This window comes from Dietzia sp. B44, from assembly GCF_014145245.1.
In the GTDB taxonomy this organism is placed as follows: Bacteria; Actinomycetota; Actinomycetes; order Mycobacteriales; family Mycobacteriaceae; genus Dietzia; species Dietzia natronolimnaea.
The window spans coordinates 3,822-8,253 of record NZ_JAALEF010000424.1; the positions used below are offsets into that span (position 1 = coordinate 3,822).

General features: G+C 69.8%; 3 protein-coding genes. All 3 read right to left on the reverse strand.

Features of this window, described 5'->3' with window-relative positions:
* Positions 1-734: 734 nt before the first annotated feature.
* A complete protein-coding gene (locus tag G6017_RS13400; protein WP_481787546.1) occupies positions 735-1,667 on the reverse strand; it encodes an alpha/beta fold hydrolase in 933 nt (310 codons plus the stop codon).
* A complete protein-coding gene (locus tag G6017_RS13405; protein WP_182617794.1) occupies positions 1,660-2,232 on the reverse strand; it encodes an SRPBCC family protein in 573 nt (190 codons plus the stop codon). Before G6017_RS13405 ends, G6017_RS13400 begins: the two co-directional genes overlap by 8 nt.
* Positions 2,233-2,357: 125 nt before the next feature.
* Positions 2,358-4,432, reverse strand: a 2,075-nt coding sequence (locus G6017_RS13410; RefSeq protein ID WP_241731546.1) for a catalase, incomplete at its 5' end; no start/stop codon positions are given.

Here is a 4,432-nt window from a genome sequence, read left to right on the forward strand (position 1 = left end):
GCGGACGACCCCGTGCACGCACCGGTGAACGTCTCGCCGCTACTGCGTCCGCGCGTGACCGTGATCGCCAACGGAGTCGGAGCGCCTCAACTAGAGTTCGCCAGAACGGGAGAAGCAGCGCTCGAGACCCTGACCCGTCTGCTCGAGTCCGCGAAGGGCGCGACCTTCGAGCTCGTGGACACTCGACCCGGAACCCACGATGGCGGTGAGAGCGCCTATCGCTATCGGATTCCTCCAGACCTGGCGCGACGGGTCCGAATGAGAGACGGGACCTGTCGGCATCCCGGTTGCGCGGTGCCGGCGGAATCCTGCGACATAGATCATATTGTCCCCTTCAACCACTCCGATCCCTCGAGTGGCGGGCTGACCATCGAGAAGAACCTGATGTGCATGTGTCGGCGGCATCACCGGTACAAGACCTTCTCCGACGCCCACTATGAGTACCTCGACGGCGGGCGGATCAAGATCCGATTCGGCAGACATGTCCTGACCACAACTCCTACAGGCCCGCTGGCGCGGGCCCGCGGGTTCGTGACCGCCCCGGTGTCCCCGCGTCCCAACCGGCCACCCGGGAGGTCGCCGGGCGCCAGCTCCGAAGATGGCCCCGAGCGCAGCAGGCGGCGCGGCGATCACGACGACGACCCGCCCCCGTTCTGACGGGGGCCGGACCCCAGATCCCGGATCCCGGACCCCGCGCCCCGGGCGCTCTCTCTGCTAGTGGTTCTGCCGCCGGCTCAACTCTGCGCGCGGGCGATGATCTCCTCGGCGAGCTCAGCTGGGCGTTCCTCGGGTATCCAGTGGCTCGCACCGGACATCTCCACGAAGCGGTAGTCGGCGTCCACGTAGTGGGCGGTCCGCTCGGCGCCACCGCGGCCGAGTGCCGGGTCGTGATCGCTCCAGACGAAGGTCGTGGGCACGCGGACACGGGCGGTCGCCTTCCCGGGTGAGGCGAAGGGCAGCGCGCGGTACCACCCCAGTCCACCGGGAACGGCGCCGTCGGCGACCATCTCGCTGCGGTAGCGGGCGATCATCTCCGGCGTCATGCCCATCGTGGCGAGAGCGCGTTCCGCCGGGCCTCCGTCCGAAGTGAGCACCCGCTCGGGAACCCGCGGCAACTGGAAGAACCCGATGTACCAGGAGCGCAGCAGCTGGTCGGAGACGATCATCGCGCGGCGGAAGGCCGCCAGGTGGGGCACCGACACCGCGGTGAGCGACCGGACCCGGTCGGGATGCGCGGCGGCCACACCCCACGCCACGGCCGCGCCCCAGTCGTGGCCGACGACGTGGGCGGCGGGCAGGTTCGCGCTGTCGAGCAGGGCGAGGACGTCGCCCACCAACTCGGACAGTCGATATGCCCGCCGACCCCTGGGGCGGGCGGTGGAGCAGTAGCCACGCTGGTCCAGGACCAGCGTGCGGAACCCGGCCGCGTGGAGGAGGGGCACCACCGCGTCCCAGCTGCTCGTGCGCTGCGGGAATCCGTGGAGGAGCACCACGACCTCGCCGTCGGCCGGGCCGGAGTCGATGGCCCGGAAACGGAGGCGGCCGCGGGAGAACGTGATCTCCGCGGACCGCGGCGGCTCGGAACCCAGCGGCTCGGAACCCAGCGGTTCAGAGCTCAGCGATTCAGAACTCGGCGGAGTCTGGCCTGGGACGGTCGGATCAGCCACGGACGTATCCTCTCCGGACGGCCCGCTCGAGGATGCCCAGGGTCGCTTTGAGTGCGGACGCGTCCAGCACCGGCAGGATGCCGGAATCGCGCCACTTGGGATGGGCGTCGGACCAGTCGTAGTAGCTCACGACCTCTGTCAGCGGCCCGTCGAGGTCCCCGGCGCTGCCTCCGCCTCCGTCCGCAGTCCCGCTGGCGAGCTGCGTCAGGCGATACCCGTAGGTGTGACCGATCGGCGGCTTGATCTGGCCGTCGATGGTCCAGGCGATCTCCTCACCCGGCACGAACCGGGTGATGATGACGGTCACGTCGTACCGGCCGAGGTCGTAGTCGCCGAGCGATTCCCGGTCCATGTGCACGACGAACCGGTCACCCGAGGCCGTGACCGTCGAGCCCTCGGCCGACTGGAGCATCCCCGAGGAGTCGATGGCCACGTGACCGTCGGGGTCGCAGAGCACGGCGAACACCCGGTCCGCCGGCGCCGCGATGACCCGCCTGGCCTCGAGGCGTGTCCCGGGGGCGGCGTCGTCGGCCCCGGACGAGCTGGTCGATTCGCTGTCCGTCATGCCGTTGACGCTACCCCCGGGTATCAGCGCGGCGCTGCCATCAGCACCGCTCCGGCCTCACATCCGTGCCGCACTCAGATCCGTGCAGCCTTCAGATCTATGCCGCCTTGAGATCTGTGCCGCCTTCAGATCCGTGCGGGATCCGGCCGGTCCCACGCACGGTGGGTCGCCAGCAGCGGCTTGAGCGCGGGCAGGACTCCCGCCGCCTCGTCCACCACCACGACACCGGGGGTGTCGGCGGTCAGCCCGAAGTCGACGAACTGGTCGACGGGCGCGAGCGAGGCGATCGCCTTCTTGTGGCGGAACATCTCGCTGATCAGCACGTCCGTGTTCGCGTCGGCGGGCAGGTCCACCACGACCAGGGCGTCGAACTCGATGGACCGCTGGGTGCGGTAGGTGCGGGAGACCGTGACCGTCTCGGCATCGTCCGCATCGCTTCCACCGAGCGTGCCGCCGGTCGGGGCGATGACCAGCGGGACCATGTCGTCGTCGAACACCGCCTGCTCCAGTGCCTTGACCGCGGCGACGTCGGAGGCCTCGGTGACGAGGATCCCGATGAGGCGCCCGTCAGACGGCCACTCCCGCCCGATCTGGGACAGCGCGGGGCTGGTGACGACCTCGGCCACCGGGACCTTGGCGGGCGCGGGCAGACCGAGGCCGGTGGCGACGGTGACCGCGAGGTCGTGGTCGATCCGGGCCAGCTGCTCGACCTGCCGGGTCTTGATGTTCTCCTCGTAGCACTTGCCCAGCTCGAAGGTGTACGCGCCGGCGATGTGCTCCTTCTCGACCTCGGTCATGCTGTTGTAGAACAGGGTCGCCTGCGAGTAGTGGTCGTCGAAGGTGGCCGGCGCGTCCCGGACCACCTGCGCGTCGGCGATGTGCTGCGCCACCTCGACCAGGGCACCGTCGTCGGCGCCGGCCAGGAACGGGCACCCGCCGTCGAGGCTGTTGGGCTTGTACGGCGCGACCCCCACGTGGTCGGCGGTCTGGTGCATGCCGTCCCGCAGCATGTCGTTGACCGGGGCGTGCGGGCGGTTGATCGGCAGCTGCCCGAAGTTCGGTCCACCCAGCCGCGAGATCTGGGTGTCGAGGTAGGAGAACAGCCGGCCCTGGAGGAGCGGGTCGTTGGTCACGTCGATCCCGGGCACGAGGTGGCCCGGGTGGAACGCGATCTGCTCCGTCTCCGCGAAGTAGTTCTTGGGGTTGGCGTTGAGCGTCATGGTGCCGATCACCTGGACCGGCGCGAGCTCCTCCGGGACGAACTTGGTCGGGTCGAGCAGGTCGATGCCGTGGAACATCTCGCTCACCCCGTCGGAGTCCACCGTGTCCGGGAAGACCTGGATGCCCAGGTCCCACTTGGGGAACGCGCCGGCCTCGATGGCATCGGCGAGATCGCGGCGGTGCAGGTCCGGATCCATGCCGGCCGCGATCTGGGCCTCCTCCCACACCAGCGAGTGCACGCCGAGGTGAGGCTTCCAGTGGAACTTGACCAGGTTCGTCTCGCCGGCGGCGTTGATCAGCCGGAAGGTGTGGACGCCGAAGCCCTCCATCATCCGGTAGGAGCGGGGGATGCCGCGGTCGGACATGTTCCACATCGCGTGCGCCTGGCCCTCGGTGTGGAGCGAGACGAAGTCCCAGAACGTGTCGTGCGCGCTCTGGGCCTGCGGGATCTCACGGTCCGGGTGCGGCTTGCCGGCGTGGATGACGTCCGGGAACTTGATGGCGTCCTGGATGAAGAACACCGGGATGTTGTTGCCGACCAGGTCCCAGGTCCCCTCCTCGGAGTAGAACTTGGTGGCGAACCCGCGGGTGTCCCGCACGGTGTCGGCGGAACCGCGTGACCCGAGGACGGTGGAGAATCGGACGAAGACCTCGGTCTGCGCACCTTCCGCGAACACTCCGGCGCGGCACACGCTCGCCGCCGCGCCGTTGGCCTCGAAGACCCCGTGGGCGCCGGCGCCGCGGGCGTGGACGACGCGCTCCGGGATCCGCTCGTGGTCGAAGTGGGTGATCTTCTCCCGCAGGTGGTGATCCTGCAGCAGGGTCGGGCCGCGGCGCCCCGCCTTCTGGGAGTGATCGGTCTCGGACAGTCGTGCGCCCTGCGCGGTGGTGAGGAACTCGCCCTGCTGGCGGGCGGCGTCCTCGGTGTCGGCGGACTCGGCACCGGTGGGGCTGAACGGCGTGGCGCCCTTCTGGTCCG